The following is a 25,867-nucleotide window of genomic DNA, read 5'->3' as shown; positions in this document are numbered from 1 at the left end:
GGGTCGCCTGACGGTGCGGATCGGGATCCTCGGCGGCAGCGGTCTGTACGACCTGCCCGCCCTCGCCGGCCGCGAGGAGCGTACGGTCGCGACCCCTTTCGGCGCCCCGTCGGATGTTTACGTACTGGGAGCGCTCTCCGGAGTGCCCGTCGCGTTCCTCGCGCGGCACGGCCGCGGCCATCGGCTCTCGCCGTCGGAGATCCCGTTCCGGGCCAACGTCTTCGGCTTCAAGGCGCTCGGATGCGACGCGATCCTCTCCGCGTCCGCGGTCGGAAGTCTCCGGGAGGAGCTCGCGCCCTCGCACGTCTGTGTTCCCGACCAGTTCATCGACCGGACCCGGTCGCGGATCGACACGTTCTTCCGCGACGGAATCGTCGCGCACGTCTCGCTCGCCGATCCGGTGTGCCCGTCGGTCTCCGGGGCGCTCGCCGCGTCCGCTCGAAAGGCGGGCGCGGTCGTGCACGAGGGCGGGACGTACGTGTGCATGGAGGGCCCTCCCTTCTCGACGCGCGCGGAGTCGAACCTCTACCGCTCGTGGGGAGCGAGCGTCGTCGGGATGACCAATTTGACCGAGGCGAAGCTCGCGCGCGAGGCCGAGATCTGCTACGGGACGATGGCGCTCGTCACCGACTACGACTGCTGGCGCGAGGCGACGGAAGAAGTTTCCGTGGAGATGGTGCTCGGGGTTCTCCGCGGGAACGCCGAGATGGCGCAGCGGGCGCTGCTCACCGCCGTTTCCCGGGTCGATCCCGGCCGCGGCTGCTCCTGTCGCGACGCGCTGCGCGACGCGATCGTGACCGACCCGGCGCACATCTCCGGGCGCGTCCGGGCCGACCTCGCCCCGATTCTCGGACGGCGCTTCCCGTGAAGCGCCGCGGGAGCGTCGTCGTCACGGGGAGCGTCGCGTACGACTACCTGATGACGTTTCCCGGGAGATTCCTCGAGCACTTCCTCCCGGACCGCCTGAACCGGATCTCGGTGTCCTTCCTCGTCGACGAGATGCGCCGCGTCCGCGGAGGATGCGCTCCGAACATCGCGTACGGACTGGCGCAGTTCGGCGAGCGGCCGCGGATCGTGGCCTCGGCGGGCCGGGACGCGGCGGACTACCGGGAGTGGCTCGCGGCCCAGGGGATCGACGTCTCGGGTCTCCGGATCCACGACGACCTCTTCACCGCCTCGTTTTTCGTTTCGACCGATCGCGACCAGAATCAGATCGCCTCGTTCTACACGGGCGCCATGGGGCGAGCGGGCGAGCTTTCGCTCGTCGGCGACGGACAGGCCCGACCCGCCTGGGTGATCGTGTCGCCGAACGACCCCGAAGCGATGACGCGGTATCCGCGGGAGTGTCGGGAAGCGGGCGTGCCGTTCGTCTACGACCCCTCCCAGCAGGTCGCCCGGCTGTCGGGCGCGGATCTCGTGGACGGCCTCGAAGGGGCCGCCGCCCTCATCTGCAACGATTACGAGTTCGGCATCGTTTCGCAGAAGACCGGGCTTTCCGAGGAGGACCTCCTCGCGGAGGTCGGCGCGTTGATCGTCACCCATGGCTCCGAAGGATCGACGATCCGCACCCCGGACGACCGGCACGAGATCCCTCCGGCGCGGCTGCGCGGCGAAGCGGTGGATCCCACCGGCGTCGGCGACGCCTATCGGGGCGCCCTGCTCAAGGGGATGCTCCGCGGCTATCCGTGGGACCTGAGCGGGCGCGTCGCGAGTGTGGCGGCGGTCTATTGCCTCGAGGCTCTCGGACCGCAGCCGCCGCGCTTTTCGCCCGACGACTTCCTCGGCCGGTTCCGGGAGAACTTCGGGGAAGCGGACCTGGCCGGATTGTTCTCGCCCGTCGCCGCCTGAGTGGCTAAGCGCCGCGGCCGCTGTCGCGCCCGTCTCCTCCCTGCTACAATCCTCCCGCACCGGATGCGAAAAGGGTCATTGCCAGACCGCGAACCCCTGGACGCGAAGGGATTGAGCTTCGCGGTCGTTGCGGCGCGCTGGAACGCGGACGTGACCGAGCGTCTCCTCGACGGGGCCCTCTCGGTGCTCCGGGCCGCGGGGGCCCGCGAGGTCGCGGTCGTCCGCGTGCCCGGTTCGTTCGAGCTCGTTTCCGCGTGCCGCTGGGAAGTCCGCCGGGCGCGTTCGGCCGTCGTCTCCCTCGGGTGCCTGATTCGCGGCGACACCCCGCACTTCGACGTGCTCTCCCGCTCGGTCGCGTCCGCGCTCGCGCAGTTGAACGCCGCTCAGGACGTCCCGATCGCGTTCGGCGTCCTCACCTGCGACGATCACGCGCAGGCGATGGATCGCGCGGGGGGGCGAGCCGGAAACGCCGGCCGCGAAGCGGCGGAGGCGGCCATCGAGATGGCGAGGCTGAGGAAACGCGCGCGGCAAGCGCCGCGGCCCCTCCGCGCCGGAGCGCCGGGGGCGCGAAAACGGGCGGAGGTCCGCTGATGGGGTCGCGACGCCGCGCCCGGGAGCTCGCGCTCCAGATGCTCTTCGAGAACGACCTGACGGGCGCCGCCCCCGAGGAGATGTTCCACCATTTCCAGGAGTGGCGGCACGCGGCAGACTCGACCCGGGACTACGCCAAGCGGCTCGTCATCGGAACTCTCGAGCACCGGCCGGAGATCGACGACCTCATCACCCGACAGGCGGACAACTGGCGCATCGAGCGGATGCCGGCCGTCGACCGGAACATCCTCCGGATGGCGCTCTACGAGATTCGCCACGAGCCCGACACGCCCGCCCCCGTCGTCATCGACGAGGCTCTGGAGATCGCGAAGCGTTTCTCGACCCCGAGGTCGTCGCAGTTCATCAACGGGATCCTCGACGGCGTCCTGAAATCGCCCGCGGAGACCGGGGAGCCGTGACGGGCGGTCGGATGGCGGCGTTCGCCATCGCTCTCCTCGCGGCGGCCGAGTCGTCGGGCGCGACCGCGGTCTACTTCGCCCGCGGCCGCGACGCCGCGCTCTTCGACCAGCTCGACGTGAACGGCTACTCGCTGGAGGCCTTCCCCGAGCGATCGGGCCTGCGTCTGGTCGTGCGGGCGTCTCCGGCTCGCCGGCCGAGCGGCGCGCCGCGGGCGCCGGAAGACGTCGGCGCCGCGCCCGCCCCGGCGCCCGACCGCGACCGGCTCGCGCGGTCGCTCGTCGCGGGCCAGCGCCTCCAGGCCGGCGCGGCCGGCGCGGTGCTCGCGTGGGTGCGACGCTCGGTCGCGTACGATTCCGACCGTTCCCGGCCACAGGAGCCCGCGGCGGTGTTCGCCTCCCGGCGCGCGTACTGCGTCGGGTTCGCCGAGCTCGCGGTCGACCTCCTGCGGCGCGCCGGAATTCCGGCGGCCACGATCCAGGGCGTCCTCGTGACCGACCCGGGGACCCCCGGCTACGCTCCGGAGCTCTCCGGCGTCTACCACCGCTGGGTCGAGGTCTTCTATCCGGATCGGGGATGGACGTTCGCGGACCCGCTCGCGGCGGGCGGAGGGGTCGACGCCCGATACGTCGCGTTCGCTCGGCGCTCCTGGACCCGTCCCGGGGACCTTCGGCTCGCCGTCGTTTCCGGGGAAACGCGGCCGGCTCCGGTGGAACCGCGATGACGCGCGCGACGCCGGCGGCGGCCGCGATCGGCGGAGAGACGGCGTGATCAAGCGCATCCTCGTCGTGGAGGATTCCGACGCGACGCGGTCGATGATCGTCGCGGCGCTCGACGATCCGGATCGGCGGGAGGTCTTCGAAGCGTCCTCGGGATTCGAAGCCCTGCGGCTGCTGCCCCGGCACCTTTTCGACGCGATCGTCACCGACGTGAACATGCCCGACATCAACGGCCTCGAGCTCATCGGCTTCCTGAAGAACCACCCGCAATACCGGACGATCCCGATTCTCGTCGTGTCCACCGAGGTCGCGGCGGCCGACGTCGAGCGCGCGATGGCGCTCGGATCGCAGGATTACGTCCGCAAGCCCTTTTCGGCCGAGCAGATCTGCTCGGCGGTCGACCGACTCCTCGCTACACCCCCCTCGCTGACATGAAGGGCGACGCGGTCGATTTCTCCGCCGAGGCGGCCGAGCGGCTCGAAACCGTCCGCAGCGTGCTCTCGCTCGCGCGGCCGCCCCGGGCCGGAGAGATCAACGAGCTCTTCCGCGCGGTACATTCGCTCAAGGGGCTCGCCGGGCTGAAGGGGTATTCGCGGTTCGCGGGCGCGCTGCACGAGGCGGAGAGCCTCCTCGACGCGATCCGCCTGTCGCGGGTGACGTGGACCGATCGCGTGCGCGAGGCGCTCGATCGGTTCTTCCTGCGGTTCGAGGCGGCGATCGACGCCGCGGCCTCGGGAGACGACGCGGCCTTTCCGGCGGAGGAGGCGATCGGACTCCTCTCGGAGGCGCGCGCACCGGCGTCGACCCCGCCCGCGGCTCCGCTGTCCGCCGAGCTCGATCTGCCGGAACGGACGGTGTCGTGCCTCTCCGAGTACGAGGAGAGCCGGCTGCGCGCGCATCGGGCGGCCGGCACGGCGATCTGGACGATCGACGTCGCGTTTCCCCTCGACGCATTCGAGGCGGCGTTGAAGGATCTCGGCGCGCGCTTGAACGACGGCGGGGAGTGGATCGCGACCCTGCCGCAGGTCGCCGGGTTCTCCGCGGAGCAAGTCGCGGTCCAGCTCCTCGTCGCCCGGGAACGGGAGCCCGAGGGTCTCCCGGAGGACGCAGGGCTCCGGCGGGTCAGCCGCGAGCCGGAGCAGCCGCGCGTCGCGGCCGAAGAGACGGAGCGGGCGGCGGTCCGCACCCTCCGCCTCGAGGCCTCCCGGCTGGAAGCGCTCCTCGCGGAGGCGGACGAAGCGCGGGCGCGCTTCCAGAAGCTTTCGGGCGAGATGGTGCGCCTGGAGGAGGGCCTTCCCCCTTCGCAGAGGGTGATCGCGGCGCGTCTCCGGCTGCGCCTCGACGGTTCGCTCGAGCGGCTCGCCCGGCAGGCGGCGGGGATCCGCACGGTTCCGATCTCGCGGCTCGGGGACCGGCTGAGCCGGGCGGCGAAGCGGATCCTCGAAAGCTCCGGCAAGAAGGCGGAGTTCCGGATCGTCGGAGGGGAGTCCGAGATCGACCGTGGGCTCGCGGACGATCTCGCCGATCCGCTCCTCCACATCGTGCGCAACGCGGTCGACCACGGGATCGAGTCCCCCGGGGAACGCCGCGCGGCGGGCAAGCCGGAGAGCGGCACGGTGACGCTCATGGCGCGCTCCCGGAACTCGCGGCTCCTGATCTCGCTCGCCGACGACGGGCGCGGCATCGACACCCTGGCCGTCGTGCGCCGGGCTCGAGAGCTCGGATGGATCCGGCCGGAAGCCGAGCCGACCGAGGAGGAAGCCCGCGCTTTCCTCTTCCGCCCGGGATTTTCGACCGCGTCCGCCGTCTCGGAGATCTCCGGGCGCGGAGTGGGCCTCGACCTCGTCGCCGAGCGGGTCGCGGCGCGCCACGGCGAGGTCCGGGTCCTCTCGACGCCCGGACGCGGAACGCGGTTCGAGATCGAGATCGCGATCGCGCAGGCGGTCTTCGACGCGCTCGTCGTCCTCGAACAGGATCGCGCCTGGGCGTTCCCGCTCGCGGCGATCGCGCGCGTCGCGCGGGAGAGCGCCGGCGACGCCGCGATCCCGCTCTCGCGCGTTGTCGCCGGGACGGAACCCGCCGCCGGACCCGGTCGCGTGACCGTCTTCCTGTCCGATCGCAGCGCGATCTCGGTCGCCCGCGTCCTCCGCCAGGAGATGCTCGTCGTCCGGCCGGTCGTGACCGGCGACGCGGCGCCGTTCCTGATCGGCGCGTCGCAGGGACGCGGCGATGACGCGATCCTGGTTCTCGACCCGAAACGGATCGTCCGGGCGGCCGGCGGGCCGCGCCCCGCGACGGCGGGCGGGGGCGCCGCGTGACCGCCGCCGCGGAGGCGATCCTGCGCTATTTCCGGCAACCGCCCCGGCGGACCCCGGACGACCTCGGCATCGTCTTCGGTTCGGAGGGGGCCGAGTACTTCGCGCCGGCCGCCGATCTCCTCGAGATCACCCCCGCGCTGCCGGTGTCGCCGCTCCCCGGCTCGCCGCACGGCGTGGCCTTCTGGCGCGGAAAGGCCTACGAGGTTCGAGGAAACGCCGCGGGCGCCGTCAATTTCATTCTCGTCGGCGGAGGCCCGGCGCCGTTCTTCGCCGTGTCCGAGACTCGACCCCGCGCCGTCTCCCGAACGGAAGCGCCGGGGCCCGCCGATTACCGGGAGGCGCATGGCCGACGATGAGCTGATCGCGGCCCTGCGCCGCGATTCCCGGGACGAGAGCTCGGACGTCCGGCAGAAAGTCGCGCGAATCCTCATGGAGCGGTCGGATCCGGACGCGATCGACCTGCTCGTCGAGCTCGCGGGGGACCCCGACTGGCGCGTCCGCAAGGCGGCGATCGAAGGGCTCGAGGCGAACCCGACGGAGGGCGTCGTCCAGGCCCTGATCCCGGCCCTTCACGATCAGGGCAACGCCGGAATGCGAAACGCGGCGGCGGAGGCGCTTCGCGCCTTCGGCATCCGCGCGCTGCCGTACCTCCTGTTCGAGCTCGGCCGGGTCGCGGACGCCGACGGGCGCATCGCGCTCGCGACGATCCTCGGCGACATCCCGGCCGAGGAAAGCGCGGCCGCGCTCGTCTCCCTCGTTTCGTCCGAGGACGTCAACGTGGCCTCGGCCGCCATCGTGGCGCTCGGAAAGATGAAGCGGCCCGAGGCGGTCCCGACGCTGATGCGCGTGCTCGCCGGCGACAATGCCTGGCTCCATTACCACGCGATCGAGACGCTCGGCCGCCTTCGCGCGGTCGAGGCGCTGCCGGCGATCGTCGCCTGCGACCAGAATCCCGCTCTGAAGAAGGCGGTGCTCGAGGCGGCGGGCGCGATCGGAGGGTTCGGGTCGATCGATCTGCTGGCGGGACGGCTCGCGAGCTCCTCGATCCCCGATTTCCCGCTCCTGCGCGCGCTCGTCGCCCTCGACGAGGCGCCCCGGCCGGCGATTCTCGCGCGCCGGGAGCGCGACTATCTCCGGCGGAAGTTCCGCGAGAACGCCCCTGCCGGCGCGGCGGCCGCCTTCGCGCTCGCCCTGAAGAAGACCGAGCGGCGCGACCGCAAGGCCGATCTCCTGCGGGCGCTCGGCTGGATTGCCGACCCGGAGTCGCTCCCGATCCTGGTCGCGGAGCTCTCGCGCGACTCGGCGGAGGCGGCCGAGCGCGCTCTCGAGGATTTCGGGGAGGCGGCGGGCCCCGCGCTCGTCGCGCTCCTCTCTCCCGCGGGAGACGAGCAGAAGGTCGAGCTCGCGATTCGCCTTCTCGGCCGGCATCCGTCGCGCGCGATGCTCTTTTCGGTGCTCGCCGTGCTCGAGCACGATTCTCCGCCCGTGAGGCGGGACGCGGTCGAGCTCCTCGGAAAGATCGGCGACTCGCGCGCGATCGACTACCTCGTCGCGCACCTCGGCGACGGGGACGCGGGCGTCGACGCGGCCGCGGCCGAGGCGCTCGCGTCGATGGCGAAGAACGACGCGGCCGCCCGCGAGCCGCTCCGGAAGCGCCTCGTCCGCGCGCTCGCGTCGCGCGACGGGCTCACCCGCGCGAATGCCCTGGCGCTGCTGGCCGGGCTCGGGGGAGAGGACTTTCGGGCGCAGCTCCTCTCGGCGAGCCGGGACGAGGACGCGGTCGTGCGGGGCCGCGCGGTCGCGATCGCGGGGAAGGAGAGCGACCCGTCGATGGCGGCCGTCTTCGAGCACGCGCTCGCCGACGAGAGCGCGCACGTGCGGCAGGTTGCCGTGCAGGCCCTCTGCGTGTCGGGGAGGGCCGCGTCGCACCGGGAGGCGATCTTCGCGTCGCTCGACGACGACGATCTCTGGGTAAGGGCCGCCGCCTGCCGCTGTCTCGCCTCGCTCGGCGGCGACGAAGCGTCGCGGCGGCTCCGGAATATCGCGGCGCGCGGCGAGCCGCCGGAAAGAATCGCGGCGCTCGAGGCCATCGGCGCGATCGGGGGACCCGCCGCGTGGGAGGCGATCGCGGCGTCGCTCGACGACGCCGATCCGGAGGTCCGGCAGGCCGCGCTCTCGGCGGCGGCCGATTCCCGCGAGTTCGAGGCGGAGAAGGCGATCGAGCGGCGCGTCTCGGACCCCGACTGGCGTCTCCGGGCCACCGCCCTCGAGGCGATGGGCCGGCGGGCGCGCTACGACCGCCGGCCGATCCTCCGACGGTCCCTCCTCGAGGACCCGGACGACCTCGTCGCGCGCTCCGCGCTCACGGCTCTCGAGGCGATCGCGGTGGAGTCGGACGTCGGCACCGTCGTCGAGGCGCTCTCGCGCGAGGCGATCGCCGAGGACCTGGCGGCGACGCTCCTGCGGTTCCGGCGGAGGTTTCCGGGCGCGGTCGAGCGCGCGTGGAGGGAGGCCGACCCGCGCCGCGCCGCCGTCCTGTCGGAGGTGCTCCGGGCCGACGCGGCGCCGTGACCGACAACGGCGGCGCGCCGTTTCCGAACGACCTGTTCCGGATCTTCGCCGACATGATCCGGGCCCGGAGCGGGATCGACTTCACCGAGTCGAACCGGTTCCTGCTCGAGTCGCGCGTCCGCCACCGCATCGAGGAGCTCCGGCTCGAAAGTCCCCGCGCGTACTTCTATCGGTTGCGCTACGGTCCCGGCGAGGAGCTCGAGTTCGACGCGCTGCTCGACCGGATCACGAATCCGGAGACCTACTTCTTCCGCGAAAACGAGCAGCTCGCCGCCTTCTCCGAAGACCTGCTCCCGGAATGGGATCGCGAGGCGGACCCCGGCCCGCTCCGGATCTGGAGCGCCGGGTGCGCGTCCGGAGAGGAGCCTTACACGATCGCGATGCTTCTCGAGGAGAAGGGATTCTTCGACCGACACTCGGTGGAAATCTTCGGGAGCGATCTGTCGTCGGCGAGTCTCGCGCGGGCGCGCGTCGCCGTCTTCCGCGAGAACGCGTTCCGCCAGACTTCCGACGAACGCCGGGCCCGCTTCTTCGAATCCGAGGGGGCCGGCCGGTTCCGGCTGAGGGAAGAGGTCCGCCGGCGCGTCGCGTTCGGACGCGTCAACCTCGTCGAGGCGTCGAGGCTCGCCGCGCTCCCGCGCTTTCACGTGATCTTCTGCCGAAACGTGCTGATCTACCTCGAGGACCGGGCCCAGCGCTCCGTCGTCGCGTCGCTGTACGACCGGCTGCTCCCCGGAGGACACCTCTTCCTCGGCCGCGTCGAGTCACTCGTCGCGTTCTCGACCGCCTTCCGGCTGCGCCAGCTGCCGCACGACCTGGCGTACCGGAAATGATCCGCGTCCTCGTCGTCGACGACAGCGCGTTTTCGCGCGTGACGATTTCCCGGATGGTCCAGAAGGACCCGGAGCTCAAGGTCGTGGCGACCGCGGTGAACGGGGAGGAGGCGATCCGGCTCGCGGTGGCGCACCGGCCGGACGTGATCACGCTCGACCTCGAGATGCCGGGGCTCGACGGGTTCTCGGTGCTGCGATGGCTCGCGGCGAACCTGCGGATCCCGGCGATCGTCGTGTCGTCGCGGCAGGGGCGCGACGACGTCTTCCGGGCGCTCGACCTCGGCGCCCTGGATTTCGTCCTGAAGCCGCAGGCGCACGCGTCGCTCGAGTACGAGCGGCTCGAGTCGACCCTCGTCGAGAAGGTCCGCGCCGCCGCGGCCGCGCGATACCCCGGAGAGTCCGCGGTCCCGGCCGTTGTGCCGCCGCCCGGCGCGGCGCCCCGGTCGGCCCGGCCCGGCGCGATCGTCGTCATCGGCGCGTCGACCGGAGGGCCGGCGGCGCTCTCCTCGCTCCTGCCCGCGCTGCCGGTGCTCGGCTGTCCGATCGTCGTCGCGCAGCACATGCCCGCGGGCTTCACCGGGCTCTTCGCCGAACGGCTCTCGCGGGTCGCGGGGTTTCCGGTCCTCGAGGCCCGCGACGGCCAGCTCCTGCAGCCGGGGCGCGCCTACGTGGCGCCGGGGGGCGCGCACCTCGACGTCGTCGGCGGGGCCCCCGCGTATCGCGCGCGGGTGGCGGAGCGCGCCGGCAACGACCTGTATTCGCCCTCCGTGGACCGGCTGTTCCGCAGCGCGGCGGCGGCGGCGGGTCCGCGGGCGATCGCGATCGTCCTCACCGGCATGGGAAGCGACGGACGCGACGGCGTCCTCGAGATTCGCCGCGTCGGGGGGAAGGCGATCGCCGAATCCGAAGAATCGGCGGTCGTGTTCGGGATGCCGCGCGAGGCGGCGCTGTCCGGCGCGGTCGACGAAGTCCGCCCTCTCGTCGAGATCCCGGAGGCGATCGTGCGGCTCCTGAACGCCGACGGCGGCCCGCCCTGACGCGCGGACGCGATCGGCGCGACGCATCGCCGCGCCCGCGACGCCTTGAATCGGCGCGTCTCCTCGCGTAGATTGGCTCGCTCATGTCCGACACGCGAGAGATCGAGGTCAAATGGCGCCGGCGTTGGGAGGACGAGCGAATCGCTTTCGTCGACACCGCCGATCCGTCGGTCTCGGGCGTCTACCTGCTCGTCATGCTTCCCTATCCGTCGGGCGACCGCCTCCACGTCGGGCACGCGCGGACCTACTTCCTGACGGACGCGCTGCACCGCTTCTGGCGACAGCGCGGACAGACGGTCTTCTGCCCCATGGGATGGGACGCCTTCGGCCTGCCCGCGGAGAACTACGCGATCCAGGTCGGCATTCCGCCGCGGCAGTCGACGCTCGCCAACATCGCCGCGATGAAGGAGCAGTTCCGGTCGTGGGGGGTTCTCTACGACTGGAGCAAGGAGATCGCGACGTGCGAACCGGAGTACTACCGCTGGAACCAGTGGTTCTTCCTCCGGATGTGGGAACGGGGTCTCGCCGTCCGCAAGAAGGCTCCCGTGAACTGGTGTCCTTCCTGCGAGACGGTGCTCGCCAACGAGCAGGCCGAAGGAGGGATCTGCGACCGCTGCAAGAGCCCCGTCGTCCAGCGCGAGCTCGAGCAGTGGTTCTTCAAGATCACCGACGAGGCCGAGTCGCTCCTCGCCGGGATCGACGCCCTCGAGGGGAAGTGGCCCGAGAAGGTCCTGACGATGCAGCGGAACTGGATCGGACGCAGCGTCGGCGCGGAGGTGAACTTTTTCGTCCCCGCGCTCGGGGAGACGCTCACCGTGTTCACGACGCGCCCCGACACGCTGTACGGCGCGACGTTCCTCGCGCTCGCCCCGGAGCATCCTCTCGTCTCGCGGCTCGCGGCGTCGAGCGGCGACCCGGGGCGCATCGAGGAGTTCGCCGCGAAAGTCCGCCGGGAGTCCCGGATCACCCGGGAAGCCGAGGGGGCGGAGAAGGAAGGCCTCCCGACGGGGTCGTTCGCGGTCAATCCCGTCAACGGCGAGAACCTTCCCATCTGGCTCGCGAACTTCGTCCTCCCCGACTACGGGACCGGCGCGATCATGGCGGTCCCGGCCCACGACCAGCGCGACTTCGAGTTCGCGCGCAAGTTCGGCCTTCCGATCCGCCCCGTCTATCGCACCGACGGGGGGGAGCTCGATCCCGCGGCGATGACGGCCGCGTCTCCCGACGCGGGCTTCCTCTACCGGTCGGGGGAGTGGGACGGCACCCCGAACGGCCCCGGGGCCGTCGGCAAGGCGATCGCGACCCTCGAGAGGAACGGGTGGGGACGCGGCCGGGTGACCTACCGGATCCGCGACTGGCTGATCTCCCGGCAGCGCTACTGGGGGACGCCGATCCCGATGATCCGCTGCGAGAAGGACGGCTGGGTGCCCGTGCCCGACGCAGATCTCCCCGTCGTCCTTCCGCCCGACGCCCCGTTCACGGGGAAGGGAGGCAACCCGCTGGAGAAGGTCGAGGCCTTCGTGCGGACGTCCTGCCCGCGATGCGGCGGTCCCGCCCGCCGCGAGACCGACACGATGGACACGTTCGTCGACTCGTCCTGGTACTACGCGCGGTATCTCGACCCGCACGACGCGCGCGCGCCGTTCGACCCCGCGATCGCGCGCCGCTGGACGCCGGTCACGCAGTACGTCGGCGGGATCGAGCACGCGATCCTTCACCTCCTCTACGCGCGCTTCTTCGCGCGGGTGATGAGAAAGCTCGGCCTCGTCGACGTGGACGAGCCCTTCGCGGCCCTCTTCAACCAGGGGATGATCACGCGAATCAGCCCGACGGGACGGATCGAGAAGATGTCGAAATCGCGCGGGAACGCGGTCTCCCTCGACCCGCTGATCGCCGCCCGGGGCGCGGACGTCGTCCGGACGTACGTGCTTTTCCTCGGGCCGGCGGAGTTCGAGGCGGAGTGGAGCGACCAGGGAATCGCGGGCGCGGAACGATTCCTCGCGCGGCTCCGGGCGACGGTCGACAAGCTGACGGAGCAGGCGGCGCCTCCCGCCGCCGGAGGGGAGGATCGGGCGGATTCTCCCGCGGTCCGCGCGCGGCACGCGGCCGTCCGGAAGGTGACGGAGGACTTCGAGGCCTTCTCGTTCCACACCGCCGTCGCCCACCTGATGGAATACGTGCGGGAAGTGGCGGATCTCGTCGCCGACGAGGCGGCGCCGGCCGCGGAGAAGTACGCGGCGGCGCGAACCCTCGTCGCCCTCGCGCATCCCGTGGCACCGCACTTGACCGAGGAGCTGAACGAGCGGCTCGGAGGCCGCCAGACCCTGCTCCGGAGCGGCTGGCCCGCGTTCGATCCCGCCCTCGCCCGGGAAGTCCTGGCCGAGTTCGCGGTGCAGGTCAACGGCCGCCTCCGCGGCCAGGTCACGCTGCCGCGCGGCGCCGCGGAGGCCGACGTCCTGAGAGCGGCGGAGGGGACGGAGTCGATCGCGAAGTGGATGGCGGGGAAGGAAAGGGTGAAGGTCATCTTCGTGCCCGACCGACTCGTCAACGTCGTCGTCCGGTGAGGACGAGCTTGGATCGTCCGTTGAGGCGCGCGGTCGCCGCGTTGATGCTGGCGCTCGCGGCCGGGACCGGCGGGTGCGGCTACGCGCTCGTCGGGCGAGGCAGCCTTCTTCCCGACACGATCAAACGGATCGCGTTTCCGACGTTCAAGAACTCGACGCCGCGGGTCGGCCTCGAGCAGAGGCTCTCGTCGGCCGTCGTCCGTGAGCTGGCCGCGCGCGGGCGCTTCTCGGTCTCGCCGAAAGAGGGGGACGGAGACGCCGAGCTCTCCGGCGAGATCGTCGGCTTCGCGCTCTATCCGGTCGCGGCGGACTCGCTCGGACGCGCGACCCGGTACCAGATCCAGATCACCGCGAAGGTCGCGTTCACCGAGATTCCGTCGGGAAAGGTCCTCTGGAAGAACGACGCCTACACGTTCCGCGAGAACTACGACGCGGCCGGCGGCGGTGTGGGCGCCTCGAACTACTCCGACCTCGAAAACGTCGCGATCGACGCCGAGGCGGACCGGTTCGCGCAGTCGCTCGTGACGAGCATGCTCGAGGGGTTCTGACAGGGAAAGTCGAAAGTCGAAAGTCCAAAAGTCGAAAACGGCGGTCTGAAAAGCCGAGGTCCGCGGCCCCCGCCGCTCGCCTCCTGACCTTTGACTTTCGACTTTGTGGCTTTCGACTAATCCTCCGGTAGATCCGCCAGCCAGGTCTCCGCGGAGACGTCGGCGGGCATGCGCCAGTCGCCGCGCGGCGAGAGCGCGACCGTGCCGACCTTCGGCCCGTCCGGCATCGCATTGCGCTTGTACTGGTTCGCGAAGAAACGGGTGAGGAAGGTGCGGAGCGTCTTGACGCGGACGTCCTCCGGGTAGACGCCGTCGAACGCGCGCGCGGCGAGGAAGAGGAGCTTCCGAGGGGGGTCGCCGCCGCGGAGGAAGTGATAGAGGAAGAAATCGTGCAGCTCGAACGGGCCGAGGATCTCCTCCGTTTTCTGGTGGATCGCGCCGTCCCGCATCGGCAGGAGCTCGGGGGAGACGGGCGTCCCGAGAATGTCCTCGAGTACGGCCGCGAGCGCGGGAGGGCCGCCGCGCGCGAACCAGGCCACGACCTGCCGCACGAGCGTCTTCGGGACGGAGGCGTTGACGTCGTACATCGAGATGTGGTCGCCGCCGTAGGTCGACCAGCCGAGCGCGATCTCCGAGAGGTCCGCCGTCCCGATGACGACGCCCCCTTCGGCGTTGGCGAGGTCCATCAGAATCTGCGTGCGCTCGCGCGACTGCGCGTTCTCGAAGGTCCGGTCGGGCGCGCCCGAGTGGGCGATGTCCTTCAAGTGCTGCGCGAGCGCCGCGTCGATCGAAATCTCGCGCAGCTCCGCGCCGAGGGACCCGGCGAGCTTCCGGGCGTTCTCCCGGGTGCGAGCCGAAGTTCCGGGGCCGGGCATCGAAACCGCGAGAAGCGCACGCGGCGCGACCTCCATCTTCATGAGCGTCCGCGCGCAGACGAGGCCGGCGAGCGCCGAGTCGAGGCCGCCCGAGAGGCCGATGACCGGCCGGAGCTTTGCCAGATGTCGCAGGCGGCGCTGGAGTCCCCCGGTCTGGATCTGGACGACTTCCTCGCAGCGGGCGTCGAGCGTCGCCGGGTCGGCCGGAACGAAGGGCGCCGGCTCGATGCGCCGGGTGAACTTCCGGGCGGCGGCCGCCTTCTCCGAGACCGTCACGGTCCGGAATCGCGCCGCGCTCGCCGCGGCGGCGTCGGCGAAGCTGCCGGTCCGGTCGCGGTCGGCGGTGAGCCGGTCGAGATCGACGTCCGCGACGGTCAGCGTCGGGCCCTCCTGGAAGCGCCGGTCCTCGGCGAGGATCGCGCCGTTCTCGGCGATCAGCGTGTGGCCGCCGAAGACGAGGTCCGACGACGACTCGCCCGGTCCGCACGAGACGTAGATCAGCCCCGCGAGGCACCGCGCCGACTGCGCCGCGACGAGGTGCGTGCGCCGGTAGTCGCTCTTTCCGATCGTCTCGTCGGAGGCCGAGAGGTTCATCAGGAGCTGCGCCCCCGCGAGGGCCTGGGCCGACGAGGGCGGGGTCGGCACCCAGAGGTCCTCGCAGATCTCGACCCCGAAGAGGAGCTCCCGTTCCCATCCTGCCCGGAAGAGGAGGTCCCGGCCGAAGGGAACCGGTTCCCGGCCGACGACGCAGTCGCCGCCGTCGGTGGCCGCGCCGGAGACGAACCAGCGCTTCTCGTAGAACTCCTTGTAGTTCGGGAGGAAGGTCTTCGGAACGATGCCGGCGAGCCTCCCCCCGGAAAAGACGAGCGCGGCATTGAAAAGCATCCCCCGGAACCGCCAGGGGGCACCGACGACGGCGACGACCGACCGCGGAAGCGCGCCAGCCAGATCCTGCGCGGCCTTCCGGACGTCCTCCTCCAGCCGTTTCTGGAGGAAGAGATCGCCGCACGTGTAGCCCGAGATCGCGAGCTCCGGGAAGACGACGACGCGTGCGCCGTCGTCGGCGGCCTTCTCCGCGAGCGCGGCGATCCGGTTCGCGTTGACGTCGGGGCGCGTCGGCGTGCACACGGGGACCGCGGCGGCCACCCGGACGAACCCGAAATCGGCGGGGTTCTCCATGCGCTTGGATTATTTCACCTTTACAATCGCTCGAAATGAGACGCGAATCGCACGTGGACGCCCGCGGGCGGGCTCGAATGGTCGATGTCGGTGAAAAGCCGGCCACGCGGCGGGCGGCCGTCGCTCGGGGGGAGGTGCGTCTCTCATCGGCGGCGTTCGAGGCCCTCGCCGCCGGCTCGCTGGCGAAGGGTGACGCGCTCGCGGTCGCCCGGATTGCCGGCATCCAGGCGGCCAAGCGCACCTCCGAGATCGTGCCCCTGTGCCACCCGGTGCCCCTCGACGGGGTCTCGGTCGACCTCGTCCTCGACGCCCCGTCGCGGAGCGTCTTCGTCTCCGCGCGCGCGACGACCGACGCGAAGACCGGCGTCGAAATGGAGGCGCTGACCGCCGTCGCGGCCGCGTGCCTCGCGCTCTACGACATGGTGAAAGGGATCGACCGGGGGTGCCGGATCGCGGAGATCATGCTCGTCGAGAAGAGCGGCGGACGCTCGGGACGCTTCGTCGCGCCGCCGCGCCGGGGACCCCGGAGACGTCCGCGCGAATGATCCGGGTCGCGATCCTCACCGTCTCCGACGCGGTCGCGGCGGGGGAGCGGGAGGACGGCGGGGGGCCCGCGCTCGCCGCCGCCTGCCGAGAGGCGCTGCCGGACGTCCGCGTCGAGGAGAGCGCGGTGGTGGCCGACGACCGGACGGCGATCGCGGAGCGAATCCGGAGATGGAGCCGCGCGGGGCTCGACCTCGTCCTCGCGACCGGCGGAACGGGAGTGTCGCCCCGGGACCGGACCCCCGAGGCCTTCCGGGACGCCGTCGATTTCGAGATTCCCGGCCTCGCGGAGAAGATGCGCGCGGAGACGGGAGCGGCGTTCCCCGCGGCCTACCTCTCCCGCGAGGTCGCCGGCGTCGCCGGCGCCACGGTCTGCCTCGCGCTTCCCGGCTCGCCGCGCGGGGCGGTCGAATGCTTTCGGTCCGTCGCCGCGCTCCTGCCCCACGCGATCGCGCTCGTCCGCGGCGAGCGCCCCCCGCATCCCGCCCCGGATCAGCCGGGCGGGGCTTCGTAGACCGTCTTCGCGCGCAGCAGGGCGTGGAACGCGTCGGACGGGACCGGCTCGCTGAAGAGATACCCCTGCATCACGTGGCAATCGCGCCGCCGCAGGAACGCGACCTGGTCGTCGGTCTCGACGCCTTCCGCGATCACGTCGAGCTTCAGCTCGTGGGCCATCACGATCGCGGCGCGGACGATCGCCGCGTCGTTGGCGTCGGAGCAGACGTCGTGCACGAACGCCTGGTCGATCTTGATCGTGTCGATCGGGAACTTCTTCAGATACGAGAGGGAGGAGTAGCCGGTCCCGAAGTCGTCGATCGTGATCCGGACGCCGAGGTCCTTCAACGCGCGCAGCGCGACGACGCTCGCGGCGACGTCCTTCATCGCGATGCTCTCGGTGATCTCGAGCTCGAGCATCCCGGCGGCGAGCCCGGTCTCCCGCAGGACGCGGTCGACCTGCGCGGCGAGCTCCTTCTGGTGGAATTGCCGGGCGGAGAGGTTCACCGACAGGCGCAGCTCCGGGCGGCCGGCCGCGTGCCATACGCGCATTTGCTCGCACGCCGCACGAAGGATCCGGGCGCCGAGCGGGACGATGAGACCCGTCTCCTCCGCGATCGGGATGAATTCCGACGGTCTCAGCAGACCGCGGAGCGGATGCTCCCACCGCGCGAGCGCCTCGGCGCCCACGAGCGCGCCCGTGCGGGTGTCGACGAGGGGCTGGAAATAGACGCCGACCTGGTCCTGGTCGAGCGCCTTGCGGAGGTCCGTCTCGAGCGCGAGGCGCCGGATCGCGTCGTGCGTGTGCTGCGAGGTGTGGAACTGGAAGTTGTCGCGTCCTTCCTGCTTGGCGCGGTACATCGCGATGTCGGCGTTCTTGACGAGCGATTCCCGGTCCTCGCCGTGCCGCGGGAAGAGGCTGATCCCGATCGACGCCGTGATGAAGAGCTCCCGTTCGCCGAGGACGAATGGCTTGCGGAAGAGGGCGAGCACGTTCTGGGCGACGCGCGCGGCGTCCTCGTCCTGCACGATCCGCGACAGCAGGATGATGAACTCGTCCCCGCCGAGCCGCGCGAGGGTGTCCCCGCCGCGGATCATCTGCGAGAGCCGGAGCGCCACCTTCTGCAGGAGGAGGTCGCCGACCTTGTGGCCGAGACTGTCGTTGACCACCTTGAAGCGGTCGAGGTCGAGGAAGAGGATCGCGAGAGGGAACCCCTCGCGGCGGGCCTGCGAGAGCGCGATCTCGAGCCGGTCCGCGAACCGGGCTCGGTTGGGGAGGTCGGTGAGCGGGTCGTGGTAGGCGAGCCGCTCGATCTCCTGTTTCGCGCGCTTGCTCTCGGTGATGTCGCGGCAGACCGACAGGATCGCGCCCTCTCCCCGGTACTCGACCACGGACGAGCTCACGAGGAGGTCGATCGGCGTGCCGTCGCGGTGAAAGTGAACGGTCTCGAGGTTCTCCGACGCGCCTTCGCGCAGGATCCGGCGGATCTGCTCCTCGCTCCGGGGAACGTCGCGGGTGAAGTTCTTCAGGCTCATGCCGACGATCTGGTCCCGCGGCAGGCCGTACGTCTCGCAGGCCTTCCGGTTCGCCTCCAGGATCATCTGCGACTCGGGACGGAGGATGAGGATGGCGTCGTTGGCGCTCTCGAAGAGATCCTGGTATTCGCGCGCCGACCGGCGGAGGGAGTCCTCCGCGCGCTTGCGCTCCGTGATGTCGGTGATCGCGCCCAGCGTCCCGACGACGCTCCCCCCGGCGTTCCGGAACGGGATCGCGTTGACCTCGGCGAAGAAGACCGTGCCGTCCTGGCGCCGCATCTCGACCTCGTAGCGTTCGGAATGGCCGCGCAGCCGCCGCCGGTTCCGCGCGTCGATCGCCGGCCAGTCCTTCGGCGCGAGGAAGAGCTCGCTCGCCGGGCGGCCGACCATCTCCGGGACGGCGTACCCCGTCATCGCCGCCATCCGCTCGTTCGAGAAGAGGATGCGGTCGGCGCCGTCCGTGATCAGGAGGCCTTCGTTCAACGTCTCCACGACGGCCCGGTGGCGCTCCTCGCTATCGCGGAGCGCGGATTCGGCCCGGTGGCGCTCGCTGACGTCGCGGAAGCTCCAGACCCGGCCGATCGCCCGGCCGTGGAGGCGCTGGGGGATCGAGTAGCGCTCGAAGACGCGCCCATCGCGGAAATGGAGGACGTCGAAGCTCTCGGCTTCGGGCTGTGAGTACAGGTCCCGCACCTTCCGCAGGAAGGCATCGGGATCGGAGAGCTGCTCGAGGACGACCGACAGCGCCGCGTCGTCGTCGCCGGTCGCGAGCACCGCCTCCGGGATCCGCCACATCCGGACGAACCGTCGATTCGCGCTGACGATCTTTCCCGCGGCGTCGACGACGAGGAGCCCGTCCGCCGTGGACTCGAGCGTGGCGGACACGAGCGAGAGCGCCTCGCGGAGCTTCTGTTCGTCCCTCTTGCGCGCGGTGATGTCGCGGACCACCGCGATCAGCTTGAGGCTCGCTTCCGCGCCGAAGGGCTTGAAGACGATCTCCATCTCGACCCGTTCTCCGGACTTGCTCACGATCGCGGTCTCGAACGTGTACTTGGAGGAGAAGGCAGCCCGCCGGTGGCGGAGCTGCCGGCGCAGGCCCCGGCGCTCCTCCGCCGGCACGAGCTCGAGAAGGGAGGGGAGCTCGAGGAGCTCATCGGCCGTGTACCCGGTCAGCCGGCAGAACGCCTCGTTGGCGGATACCAGCTTCTCTCCGTCGGCGACGAAGAAGCCCTGACCGAGATCGCTCTGCGCCTGGAGCAGGGCTTCCAGCTCGGAGACGATCTCTTGCGTCGAGGGCCGCTCCGGCGCCGGCGCCCGGCTCGGGTCGGTCATTTCCTCGATTGTACCCGATGCTATCCTCGCCGCATGTACGCGATCGCGATCATTCGCTACCGGCGCGCGCTCGACGAGGTGCTCGCGGTCCTGGACGAGCATCGCGCGTACCTCGGCGTGCTCCACGCGCGCGGGACCGTGCTCGCGTCGGGTCCGTTCGACCCGCGGAGCGGCGCCGCTCTGCTGCTGCGAGTCTCCGACGCGACGCCCCGGGAGGATCTCGACGCGATTCGCGACGGCGACCCGTTCGTCCGGAAAGGGATCGCGCAGTACGAGCTGCAGGTCTGGCTTCCGACGTTCGGGAAGGAGTCGCTCGACTCCCTCGCGCCCGCCGCGCCCCGCTGACGGGGCGGGTCACTGCGGCGGGACCGTTCAGAGTGCCCGCCGGGATATTAGTCCCGCCGATAAAACACCAGCAGCCACTGCGACAGGCCGTAGGCGGCGAGCCCGGCGGCGATGGCCGCGAGGAGGCCGGGACCCAACGGCAGGCGCTCGACGCGGCGAAGCGCGCCGCCGGCGTCGACGACCTTGCGGGGATCCCCTTCGAGCCCCGCCCGGAGGAGGAACCAGCCGATCAGGCCGAGAAGGGCGCCGTGCGCCGCGATCCCGGCCCGCGAGACCGTCTCCGCCCACTCGTGCTGCCGCCGCCCCATCGATCGCCGGCGGAATCGCTCCTTCAGCCGGCCCGTCGCTCCCTGCGCGATCTCGAAGAGAGCGAGGACCCCCGCGGCGGCGCCCGCCGCGACGAGCGCGCGCGGGCCCCAGCTCCGCCCGAGGAGCCAGGCCACGCTCCTGCGGACGACCGCTCCGTCCGCGGAGCGCCGGACGTGATGCTCGACGCGGAGCGCCGTGGCGCCGAGAAGGAGGGCGGCGGCGCCGCGGGCCGCGGACGCGATGCGGCTCGCCGGCGACCGCCGGGTGAAGGCCTCGACGAAGCGCAGCAAAGCGTCCGCGAAGAGCCCGCCCGCGGCGAGCGCGACGAGAAGCGGCCCATGCCGCTCCCCGAGAACCCACCGGAGGGCGTCGTCCGGACCGGCGGCGCGGCCGGCGCCCGTCGCGAGCGCCGCGCGCAGGGCGAGGTACCCCATCGCGAGATAGACGAGTCCGCGCGCGAAGTGGCCGAGGCGTCCGAGGAAGCGGAGGCGCCGGACGATCCGATCAGCCAAGTCGGGCTTCCAGCCACGCGACGACCGCCGACTCCGCCCAGGAGCGAAGGGCCCAGGGCGGGCCTTCGGGGAAGCCGAGGTGGCTCCCGGAGGCGGTGACGCGGAAGTCGACCGCGGGCGACGCCGCCGCGCGGGCGCGCTCGACGGCCTCCTCCGGCAGGAAGGGGTCGTTTCGGGCCGTGACGCAGAGCGTCGGGACGTCGATTCGGGGCAGGAAACCGATGGAGCTCGATCGCGCGTAGTAGTCCGCCGCGCCCGTGAAGCCGTGGAGCGGGGCGGTCGCCGCGTCGTCGAAGTCGAAAAACGTCCGGGCGCGCTCGAGTTTTTCGCGGTCGATGCGCTCGGCCGCCGGCGGGAACCGGCGCAGGACCGAGAACGCCTTCGGCTTGAGCGTCCGAAGGAACACCGACGTGTAGACCGGGCCGGCGCCGCGCTCGAGGTGTCGCGCGCACGCGAGGAGGTCGTACGGCGTCGAGATCGCCGCCGCGGCGCGGATCTTCCCGGCGCCCCGGTTCTCCCCGAGCCACTTCAGGAGGACATTGCCGCCCATCGACGCGCCCGCGGCGAGGATCGGCGACCGCGCGCGCCGCCCGAGGAGATCGAGGACGAAGCCGAGGTCGCCGGTCTCGCCGGAGTGATAGAGCCGGGCCGTCCGGTTCTCGACGCGGCGAAAGAGCCGGCCCGGATCGCGCGCGCACGAGCGGAAGTTGAGCACCGTGACGTTCCATCGGCGCGCCGCCGCGAGCGCGGCGAGTCCCTGGACGTAAGTCGAATACGAGCTCCCCTCGAGACCGTGGAGCAGGAGGAGGCGGGGGCGATCTTCCGGGCCGGATTCCGCATGATCGAGGAGGATCTCGTCTCCGTCGGGGGTGGGGAGGAATTCGCGCCGATACGCGACGCGCCGGCGGCTCCGGAGGAGGGCGCCGCCCGCGAGCTGGAGGTGCGCGTTGCGCAGCCAGCGCGGCGGCCCGAAATTCGCGTCGGTCATCGGCGCGATCTTACCGGCGAGGCCGGTCCGAGCGCCGCGCGGCGGCGTGATTAAATCGCTCCATGCACGACAACGCGACGCGACGTCTTCTTCTGGCGGGAACCGCATTTCTCTTCTTCCTCCCCGCGGCGCGGGCAGCGGAAAAGCTCGAGCCTCTGCCGCCAATCGCCGAGCGCGCGGCCGGGCTCGCCCGCCACGACGGGTTCCTCCCGTATTACTGGGACGCGCGGCGCGGCGCGCTCCTCCTCGAGATCGGCCGCTGGAACGAGGACTTCCTGTACGGGTCCGGGCTCGCGTCGGGCGCGGGGCTCCTCGAACCCACGCTCGACCGCGGGGAGATCGGGTCGCTCGGGCTCTGTCACTTCGAGCGGATCGGCCCGCGCGCGCTCCTCGTCCAGAAGCAGACGGAGAACCGGAGCGGGAGCGCCGACCCGGAGCAGGCGCGCGTGGTGGCGGAGTCGTTTCCGACCTCGGTCGTGGCCTCGTTCGCGATCGTCGCCGAGACGGGCGGCACGGTCCTCGCCGACGCCACCGAGTTCCTGATCCGCGACCCGGGAATCGCGGCGCGGCTCAAGGAGGCGAAGCAGGGAGAATGGCGCGCGGATCCGTCGCGCTCGTCCCTCAACTTCGAACGGACGGGCGCGTTCCCGAAGAACACGGAGATCGAGGCCCAGATCACCGTAGCCTCCGACGATCCGCCGGCGGCGGTCGCGTCCGTGCTGCCCGACGGGCGCACGATGACGCTCCGCGTGCACCACACGTTCCTGGCGCTCCCCGCGCCCGGATACGCGCCGCGGCCGCTCGACCCGCGGATCGGGTTCATCCCGCTCTTCTACCGGGACCAGACGGCGACGTTCACGGAGCCGATCGAGCGGTATCTCGCGTGCCGCTGGCGCGTCGACGCGTCGCACCCGATCGTGTATTACCTCGACCGGGGGATTCCGGAGCCCGAGCGAAGCGCGATGAAGGAGGCGGCGCTCTGGTGGAACCACGCGTTCGCCGAGGCGGGGCTTCCCGGGGCGTTCGTGCTGAAGGACCTCCCCGAAGGAGCGACCTTCCTCGACGCCCGCTATTCCGGCATCGAATGGGTGAACCGGGTCGACCGCAGCTGGTCGTTCGGCGAGATCCAGGTCGATCCCCGCACGGGAGAGATCCTCCACGGCGTCGCCCGCATCGACTCCCACCGCCGCCGCACCACCTCCCGGATGTGGCGGAATTTCCTCCCGCCGACGCGCTCGCCGTCGCCGCTCGCCTGCGACGCCGGCGACGCGCCGGATCTCTCCTGGCTCGCCGCCGAAGGTCCGGGCGATCCGGGGATCGCCGAAGAGAATCTCGTCCTGGAGCGGCTCCGCTATCTGGTGGCGCACGAGGTCGGCCACACGCTCGGGCTGATGCACGACTGGGCGGCGACCACCTTCGGGTGGGGGTCGGTCATGGACTACCTCGCGGCCAACGTCCAGCTCAAGGACGGGCGCCTCGACTTTTCGGACGCCTACCCGAACGACATCGGCTCGTACGACCGCCTGATGATCCGGTGGGGTTACTCCGCGGACGCGAGCCCGCGGGAGCTCGACGCGATCGTGCGGGAGGGATACGCGCGCGGCGACGTCTATCCGCTCGAGAGCGATCCCCGCTGGGCCGAGTACGACTGGGGGGCGGATCCGGTGCGATGGCTCGACACGACGCTCCGGGTGCGCCGCGTGATCCTCGACCGCTTCGGACCGGGGCAGCTCTCGCCCGGTGAGCCGGTCTACGACCTGCAGAGGCGCTTCTCGCTCGCCTACCTGTACCACCGTTTCGCCATCCAGACGGCGCAGCAGTTCGTGGGAGGCCAGTACCAGACCAACGCGGTCGCCGGCGACGGCCAGAAGCCCGTGGCCTGGGTCGCCGCCGCGCGGCAGAAGGAAGCGATCGAACGGCTCCTCGAGGCGCTCCGCCCCGAGAACCTCGACATCCCCGACCGGATCACCGCCGCTCTGGTCGCGGCGCCGCAGGGCGAGAACCCCACGCGGGAGCGGTTTCCGTCGGAAGCGGGCGAGACGTTCAGCCCGCTGACGGCCGCGCGCAGCCTCTCGGACCTCGTCGTCGCGCCGCTCCTCGACCCGAGGCGGGCGGCGCGCCTCACGCTCGACCCCGAATCCGGAGCGCCGTCCCTCGAAGAGCTCCTCCGCGCTCTCGTCGCCGCGACGTGGGACGCGCCGCCGGACCGGACGGCGCGTTTGGCGGCCCTGCGGCGCGTGTCGCAGCGGGTCGTCCTCGATCGGATGATGGATCTCGCGGCGGACGAGACGGCGGCGCCGGAAGTCCGGGGACGGACGCTTCTCGCGCTGACGGACCTGCGAGCCCGGATGAACGCGATGAAGGCGGCCGACGCCGCCGGCCGGGCGCACCTCTTTCTCGCGCGGCGGGACCTTTCGGAGTTTCTCGAGAAGCCGGAGGTCCGCCGAAATCGCCGTCCCGCGCCCGCGGCGCCGCCCGGGCGCCCGATCGGAGTTTCCCCGGTCCCCCGCGGGGGAGCGTGAACGAACGCCGTGGTCCGGCGTGGATCACGCGCGAGGCGATCGAAGCGCTCTCGCGGGAGGCGAAGGAATCGCCGCGGCGCCGCCGGAACCGCAACCTCCACGCGATGGAGGACCCCGTTCACCGGCTGTTGAACGCGATGGAGCCCGGGACCTACGTCCGCCCGCACCGGCACCTCCATCCGCCGAAGAGCGAAACCGCGATCGTCGTCGGCGGGCGCATCGGGATCCTCTTCTTCGACGACGCGGGGACGGTCGTCGGCCGCCGGGCGCTCGACGCCGCCGGGGAGACGCTCGGGGCCGATTTCCCTCCCGAGGCGTGGCACACGCTCGTCGCGCTCTCTCCCGGCAGCGTCTTCTTCGAGACGAAGGCCGGCCCGTACGCGCCGCCGGTCGCGGAAGACCTCGCGTCGTGGGCGCCCGCCGAGGGGGCATCCGAGTGCGCGCTCCTCGAGCGAAAATGGCGCGACCTTTTCGCGGGAGCCTGAGGGGGCGGAATCAGGCCGGAAGCGCCCGCAGGGCGGCGGCGCGCTTGATCACGAGGATCGAGATGTCGTCCTCAGGAGCTTCGCGGCCGCAGAAGCGGGCGACTTCCGAAGCGAGGGACTCGACGACGTCCGACGCGGCGCGCCCCGCGTGATCGCGCACGATCGCGGCGATCCGCGCGTCGCCGAACTCCTCTCCGGCGGCGCTCCTGGCCTCCGCCAGTCCGTCCGAGCAGAACACGAGGAGCTCTCCGGGGGCGACCGCTCCCGGAATGGGAAGCCAGTCGAGGCCGGTCTTGATCCCGAGCGGATACGCGCCCCGCCCGACCTCCCGCCGAACCGTCCCGTCGTCTCCGACGAGCAGGACCGGCGGATGCCCGGCAACGGTCGCCGAGAACGACCCGTCGGGCGAGAGCAGCAGGTAGACGCAGGAGAAGAACGACCGCGGGCCGCCGGTGCGGCAAAGCACCCGGTTCAACGTGCCGACGATCGCCGCGGGCGACGGGTCCGATTCGAGCTGCGTCTGGAATGCGGCGTGAGCCACCGCCATCACGAGGCCCGCCGTCATCCCGTGGCCGGAGGCGTCTCCGAAGAGGACCGCGAGCCGTCCGTCGGGGAGCGGGGTGAAGTCGTAGAGGTCGCCGCCGACCATGTTCGCGATCCGGTTGTACGCGGAGAGCTCGAATCCCGGGACCTTCGGGACGGCCTTCGGGAGGAGGTCGCGCTGGAGCTCGCGCGCGAGCACGAGCTCGTCGCGAAACTGCAGCTTGTCGATCAGCTCCATCGCGAGGAGGAAGGTCATCAGCAGGAACGCCGCGAGGAGGAAATCGACGGTGTTGGAGGCGAGCCGCCAGTATTCCGCCTCGGCCCGGTGCCCCGAGGCCATCTGGAGGCCCGTGACGAGCGCGCCGACCAGGAACAGGCCGGCGACGGCGAAGACGAGGCGCCGAGGCGGAGCGAGCCGCTTGACGAGACCGAACGCGACCGCGTTGACGATGCGGAAGAACCGCCGGACGCCGTTGCGGGTCCGCTCGATCTCCTCGCGGTGCTCGGAGACGAGCTGCCGGCGCGCCCCTTTCCACTCGCGCGAGTAGAGTCCGACGACCTCGTCGCGGCGGAGCGAACGCGCCGTTTCGCGCGCCATGGCCATCCACTCCCGCAGGATCGGCATGTCCGAGGATACGAAAAAGTCGGCCCTGAGTTCATGTCGCCGGAACGACGCCCGCGGGACCCGGCTCCCGTGGGGCGCCGAAGTGGTCGAGGGCGGGAGCCCGAGCCGCGAGAGTCGACGCGCGGAGAGCGT

Annotated in this window: 23 protein-coding genes; 18 read left to right on the top strand and 5 right to left on the bottom strand. The window is 71.6% G+C overall.

Going from position 1 to position 25,867, the window contains the following annotated elements; translation table 11 throughout:
* Positions 1 to 7: 7 nt before the first annotated feature.
* The 13 genes from mtnP (at position 8) to VKH46_03620 (ending at position 13,446) form a co-directional block, all read left to right on the top strand.
* Positions 8 to 868 (top strand): S-methyl-5'-thioadenosine phosphorylase, encoded by an 861-nt coding sequence (gene mtnP, locus VKH46_03680; protein HKB69917.1) that lies wholly within the window; start codon positions 8 to 10, stop codon positions 866 to 868.
* Positions 865 to 1,848, top strand: a complete 984-nt coding sequence (locus VKH46_03675) for a carbohydrate kinase family protein (protein ID HKB69916.1) — start codon at positions 865 to 867, stop codon at positions 1,846 to 1,848. Before mtnP ends, VKH46_03675 begins: the two co-directional genes overlap by 4 nt.
* 78 nt (positions 1,849 to 1,926) lie before the next feature.
* Positions 1,927 to 2,439: a 6,7-dimethyl-8-ribityllumazine synthase gene (ribH, locus tag VKH46_03670; protein HKB69915.1), complete on the top strand. Its 513-nt coding sequence runs from the start codon at positions 1,927 to 1,929 to the stop codon at positions 2,437 to 2,439.
* Entirely contained in the window at positions 2,439 to 2,858 is a 420-nt protein-coding gene (gene nusB, locus VKH46_03665) for a transcription antitermination factor NusB (GenBank protein HKB69914.1), read from the top strand. The genes ribH and nusB overlap by 1 nt, the downstream gene beginning before the upstream one ends.
* Positions 2,855 to 3,580 (top strand): transglutaminase-like domain-containing protein, encoded by a 726-nt coding sequence (locus VKH46_03660; GenBank protein HKB69913.1) that lies wholly within the window; start codon positions 2,855 to 2,857, stop codon positions 3,578 to 3,580. Before nusB ends, VKH46_03660 begins: the two co-directional genes overlap by 4 nt.
* A gap of 43 nt (positions 3,581 to 3,623) precedes the next feature.
* On the top strand, positions 3,624 to 4,010 hold the full coding sequence (locus VKH46_03655; protein HKB69912.1) for a response regulator: 387 nt from the start codon (positions 3,624 to 3,626) through the stop codon (positions 4,008 to 4,010).
* A complete protein-coding gene (locus VKH46_03650; protein HKB69911.1) occupies positions 4,007 to 5,893 on the top strand; it encodes an ATP-binding protein in 1,887 nt (628 codons plus the stop codon). Before VKH46_03655 ends, VKH46_03650 begins: the two co-directional genes overlap by 4 nt.
* The gene (locus VKH46_03645) at positions 5,890 to 6,249 is read left to right on the top strand and encodes a hypothetical protein (GenBank protein HKB69910.1); all 360 of its coding nucleotides are present in this window, start codon (positions 5,890 to 5,892) and stop codon (positions 6,247 to 6,249) included. Before VKH46_03650 ends, VKH46_03645 begins: the two co-directional genes overlap by 4 nt.
* A complete protein-coding gene (locus tag VKH46_03640) occupies positions 6,236 to 8,464 on the top strand; it encodes a HEAT repeat domain-containing protein (GenBank protein HKB69909.1) in 2,229 nt (742 codons plus the stop codon). The genes VKH46_03645 and VKH46_03640 overlap by 14 nt, the downstream gene beginning before the upstream one ends.
* On the top strand, positions 8,461 to 9,297 hold the full coding sequence (locus VKH46_03635; protein ID HKB69908.1) for a protein-glutamate O-methyltransferase CheR: 837 nt from the start codon (positions 8,461 to 8,463) through the stop codon (positions 9,295 to 9,297). Before VKH46_03640 ends, VKH46_03635 begins: the two co-directional genes overlap by 4 nt.
* A complete protein-coding gene (cheB, locus tag VKH46_03630; protein HKB69907.1) occupies positions 9,294 to 10,334 on the top strand; it encodes a chemotaxis-specific protein-glutamate methyltransferase CheB in 1,041 nt (346 codons plus the stop codon). The genes VKH46_03635 and cheB overlap by 4 nt, the downstream gene beginning before the upstream one ends.
* Before the next feature lie 83 nt (positions 10,335 to 10,417).
* The gene (gene leuS, locus VKH46_03625) at positions 10,418 to 12,898 is read left to right on the top strand and encodes a leucine--tRNA ligase (GenBank protein HKB69906.1); all 2,481 of its coding nucleotides are present in this window, start codon (positions 10,418 to 10,420) and stop codon (positions 12,896 to 12,898) included.
* A 20-nt stretch (positions 12,899 to 12,918) separates the two neighbouring features.
* Complete coding sequence (locus VKH46_03620) at positions 12,919 to 13,446, top strand: LptE family protein (protein HKB69905.1); 528 nt, start codon at positions 12,919 to 12,921, stop codon at positions 13,444 to 13,446.
* A 116-nt stretch (positions 13,447 to 13,562) separates the two neighbouring features.
* On the opposite strand, the gene VKH46_03615 is transcribed toward VKH46_03620, so the two are convergent.
* A complete protein-coding gene (locus tag VKH46_03615; protein HKB69904.1) occupies positions 13,563 to 15,500 on the bottom strand; it encodes an NAD(+) synthase in 1,938 nt (645 codons plus the stop codon).
* A gap of 35 nt (positions 15,501 to 15,535) precedes the next feature.
* Between VKH46_03615 and moaC the strand changes: the two genes are divergently transcribed.
* Together moaC and VKH46_03605 are read left to right on the top strand one after the other, a co-directional pair.
* Positions 15,536 to 16,045: a cyclic pyranopterin monophosphate synthase MoaC gene (moaC, locus tag VKH46_03610; protein HKB69903.1), complete on the top strand. Its 510-nt coding sequence runs from the start codon at positions 15,536 to 15,538 to the stop codon at positions 16,043 to 16,045.
* The gene (locus VKH46_03605) at positions 16,042 to 16,557 is read left to right on the top strand and encodes a MogA/MoaB family molybdenum cofactor biosynthesis protein (GenBank protein ID HKB69902.1); all 516 of its coding nucleotides are present in this window, start codon (positions 16,042 to 16,044) and stop codon (positions 16,555 to 16,557) included. Before moaC ends, VKH46_03605 begins: the two co-directional genes overlap by 4 nt.
* On the opposite strand, the gene VKH46_03600 is transcribed toward VKH46_03605, so the two are convergent.
* Entirely contained in the window at positions 16,536 to 19,406 is a 2,871-nt protein-coding gene (locus VKH46_03600; protein ID HKB69901.1) for an EAL domain-containing protein, read from the bottom strand. The genes VKH46_03605 and VKH46_03600 overlap by 22 nt on opposite strands.
* Positions 19,407 to 19,439: 33 nt before the next feature.
* Here VKH46_03600 and VKH46_03595 point away from each other — a divergent pair, with 33 nt between their 5' ends.
* On the top strand, positions 19,440 to 19,751 hold the full coding sequence (locus VKH46_03595) for a YciI family protein (protein ID HKB69900.1): 312 nt from the start codon (positions 19,440 to 19,442) through the stop codon (positions 19,749 to 19,751).
* A gap of 47 nt (positions 19,752 to 19,798) precedes the next feature.
* On the opposite strand, the gene VKH46_03590 is transcribed toward VKH46_03595, so the two are convergent.
* The gene (locus VKH46_03590) at positions 19,799 to 20,572 is read right to left on the bottom strand and encodes a DUF1206 domain-containing protein (protein HKB69899.1); all 774 of its coding nucleotides are present in this window, start codon (positions 20,570 to 20,572) and stop codon (positions 19,799 to 19,801) included.
* The gene (locus VKH46_03585; protein ID HKB69898.1) at positions 20,565 to 21,560 is read right to left on the bottom strand and encodes an alpha/beta fold hydrolase; all 996 of its coding nucleotides are present in this window, start codon (positions 21,558 to 21,560) and stop codon (positions 20,565 to 20,567) included. The genes VKH46_03590 and VKH46_03585 overlap by 8 nt, the downstream gene beginning before the upstream one ends.
* Positions 21,561 to 21,622: 62 nt before the next feature.
* Between VKH46_03585 and VKH46_03580 the strand changes: the two genes are divergently transcribed.
* Together VKH46_03580 and VKH46_03575 are read left to right on the top strand one after the other, a co-directional pair.
* Entirely contained in the window at positions 21,623 to 24,082 is a 2,460-nt protein-coding gene (locus VKH46_03580) for a zinc-dependent metalloprotease (GenBank protein HKB69897.1), read from the top strand.
* The gene (locus tag VKH46_03575; protein HKB69896.1) at positions 24,079 to 24,567 is read left to right on the top strand and encodes a WbuC family cupin fold metalloprotein; all 489 of its coding nucleotides are present in this window, start codon (positions 24,079 to 24,081) and stop codon (positions 24,565 to 24,567) included. The genes VKH46_03580 and VKH46_03575 overlap by 4 nt, the downstream gene beginning before the upstream one ends.
* A 10-nt stretch (positions 24,568 to 24,577) precedes the next feature.
* On the opposite strand, the gene VKH46_03570 is transcribed toward VKH46_03575, so the two are convergent.
* On the bottom strand, positions 24,578 to 25,735 hold the full coding sequence (locus VKH46_03570; protein ID HKB69895.1) for a PP2C family protein-serine/threonine phosphatase: 1,158 nt from the start codon (positions 25,733 to 25,735) through the stop codon (positions 24,578 to 24,580).
* Positions 25,736 to 25,867: the final 132 nt, after the last annotated feature.

The sequence above is a fragment of the Thermoanaerobaculia bacterium genome (assembly GCA_035260525.1).
GTDB lineage: Bacteria > Acidobacteriota > Thermoanaerobaculia > UBA5066 > DATFVB01 > DATFVB01.
The sequence above is the reverse complement of the archived record's forward strand: the minus strand, read 5'-3'. Positions and strand labels throughout refer to the sequence as shown.

Excerpts from the sequence above, each read along its gene's own strand:
- nusB (HKB69914.1), top strand. The coding sequence starts at position 2,439 with ATGGGGTCGCGACGCCGCGCCCGGGAGCTCGCGCTCCAGATGCTCTTC.
- VKH46_03650 (HKB69911.1), top strand. The coding sequence starts at position 4,007 with ATGAAGGGCGACGCGGTCGATTTCTCCGCCGAGGCGGCCGAGCGGCTC.
- VKH46_03640 (HKB69909.1), top strand. The coding sequence starts at position 6,236 with ATGGCCGACGATGAGCTGATCGCGGCCCTGCGCCGCGATTCCCGGGAC.
- cheB (HKB69907.1), top strand. The coding sequence starts at position 9,294 with ATGATCCGCGTCCTCGTCGTCGACGACAGCGCGTTTTCGCGCGTGACG.
- leuS (HKB69906.1), top strand. The coding sequence starts at position 10,418 with ATGTCCGACACGCGAGAGATCGAGGTCAAATGGCGCCGGCGTTGGGAG.
- VKH46_03615 (HKB69904.1), bottom strand. The coding sequence starts at position 15,500 with ATGGAGAACCCCGCCGATTTCGGGTTCGTCCGGGTGGCCGCCGCGGTC.
- moaC (HKB69903.1), top strand. The coding sequence starts at position 15,536 with ATGAGACGCGAATCGCACGTGGACGCCCGCGGGCGGGCTCGAATGGTC.
- VKH46_03605 (HKB69902.1), top strand. The coding sequence starts at position 16,042 with ATGATCCGGGTCGCGATCCTCACCGTCTCCGACGCGGTCGCGGCGGGG.
- VKH46_03600 (HKB69901.1), bottom strand. The coding sequence starts at position 19,406 with ATGACCGACCCGAGCCGGGCGCCGGCGCCGGAGCGGCCCTCGACGCAA.
- VKH46_03595 (HKB69900.1), top strand. The coding sequence starts at position 19,440 with ATGTACGCGATCGCGATCATTCGCTACCGGCGCGCGCTCGACGAGGTG.
- VKH46_03585 (HKB69898.1), bottom strand. The coding sequence starts at position 21,560 with ATGACCGACGCGAATTTCGGGCCGCCGCGCTGGCTGCGCAACGCGCAC.
- VKH46_03580 (HKB69897.1), top strand. The coding sequence starts at position 21,623 with ATGCACGACAACGCGACGCGACGTCTTCTTCTGGCGGGAACCGCATTT.
- VKH46_03570 (HKB69895.1), bottom strand. The coding sequence starts at position 25,735 with ATGCCGATCCTGCGGGAGTGGATGGCCATGGCGCGCGAAACGGCGCGT.